This window comes from Kitasatospora sp. NPDC057518, from assembly GCF_042802075.1.
GTDB lineage: Bacteria > Actinomycetota > Actinomycetes > Streptomycetales > Streptomycetaceae > Kitasatospora.
Genome location: NZ_JBHVEU010000783.1, coordinates 1 through 1,552 on the forward strand (window position 1 = coordinate 1; position 1,552 = coordinate 1,552).

General features: G+C 68.3%; 1 protein-coding gene. It reads left to right on the forward strand.

Annotation, left to right across the window (positions count from 1 at the left end; translation table 11 throughout):
* Positions 1–223 precede the first annotated feature (223 nt).
* Complete coding sequence (gene clpX, locus ACFU7Z_RS39380) at positions 224–1,513, forward strand: ATP-dependent Clp protease ATP-binding subunit ClpX (protein WP_045696864.1); 1,290 nt, start codon at positions 224–226, stop codon at positions 1,511–1,513.
* Positions 1,514–1,552 lie beyond the last annotated feature (39 nt).

Genomic DNA, 1,552 nt, shown 5'->3' on the forward strand with positions numbered 1-1,552 from the left:
GCACACGGGTGCGCACCCCGCCCCGGCCCATCGGCGGGCCCGTGCGACGGCATCTGTTCGGTATCAATTCGCCCAGGGCGTAGGGCAGACCTGGCGAAGAGGACGGAATCACGGGCCCGGCAGAGTACCGTCGGATAGCGAGACCGAGCGCCGTCGGCGTTGACGGTCCACAGCACCAGGCCCCGGAACCCCTGCGGGGCCCCTGGCGAAGGGGAAGCACCTCGTGGCACGCATCGGAGACGGTGGCGACCTGCTCAAGTGCTCGTTCTGCGGCAAGTCGCAGAAGCAGGTGAAGAAGCTGATCGCCGGCCCAGGCGTGTACATCTGCGACGAGTGCATCGACCTGTGCAACGAGATCATCGAGGAGGAACTCGCCGAGACCTCCGAGGTGCGCTTCGAGGAGCTCCCGAAGCCGCGCGAGATCTACGAGTTCCTGGACCAGTACGTGGTCGGCCAGGACCTCGCCAAGAAGGCGCTGTCGGTCGCCGTCTACAACCACTACAAGCGGGTCCAGGCGGGTGAGGCGGGCCGCAGCGGGGGCAACGGCCGCGAGGACGCCATCGAGCTGGCCAAGTCCAACATCCTGCTGCTGGGCCCCACCGGCTCCGGCAAGACGCTGCTGGCGCAGACCCTGGCCCGGATGCTGAACGTGCCGTTCGCGATCGCGGACGCCACCGCGCTGACCGAGGCCGGCTACGTCGGCGAGGACGTCGAGAACATCCTGCTCAAGCTGATCCAGGCGGCCGACTACGACGTCAAGAAGGCCGAGACCGGGATCATCTACATCGACGAGATCGACAAGGTCGCGCGCAAGAGCGAGAACCCGTCGATCACCCGGGACGTCTCCGGTGAGGGCGTGCAGCAGGCCCTGCTGAAGATCCTGGAGGGCACCACCGCGTCGGTGCCGCCGCAGGGGGGCCGCAAGCACCCCCATCAGGAGTTCATCCAGATCGACACCACGAACGTGCTGTTCATCGTCGGCGGCGCGTTCGCCGGCCTGGAGCGGATCATCGAGGGCCGCGCGGGTGCCAAGGGCATCGGCTTCGGCGCCAACATCCGCTCCAAGCGGGAGTCGGACGCCAGCGACCACTTCCGCCAGGTGATGCCCGAGGACCTGGTGAAGTTCGGCATGATCCCCGAGTTCATCGGCCGTCTGCCGGTGATCACCAGCGTGCACAACCTGGACCGCGAGGCGCTGCTCCAGATCCTCACCGAGCCGCGCAACGCGCTGGTCAAGCAGTACCGCAAGCTGTTCGAACTGGACGGCGTGGAGCTGGAGTTCTCCCGGGACGCGCTGGAGGCGATCGCCGACCAGGCGATCCTGCGGGGCACCGGCGCGCGCGGGCTGCGGGCCATCATGGAGGAGGTGCTGATGTCCGTGATGTACGAGGTCCCCTCGCGCCAGGACGTCGCCCGCGTGGTGGTCACCGGGGACGTCGTCTCCAAGCACGCCATCCCCACCCTGGTGCCGCGCGACATGATCAAGCGCGAGCGCCGGGAGAAGAGCGCCTGACCCGAGGCCGACGCCACGAGGAGGGGCCCCGCACCGGAT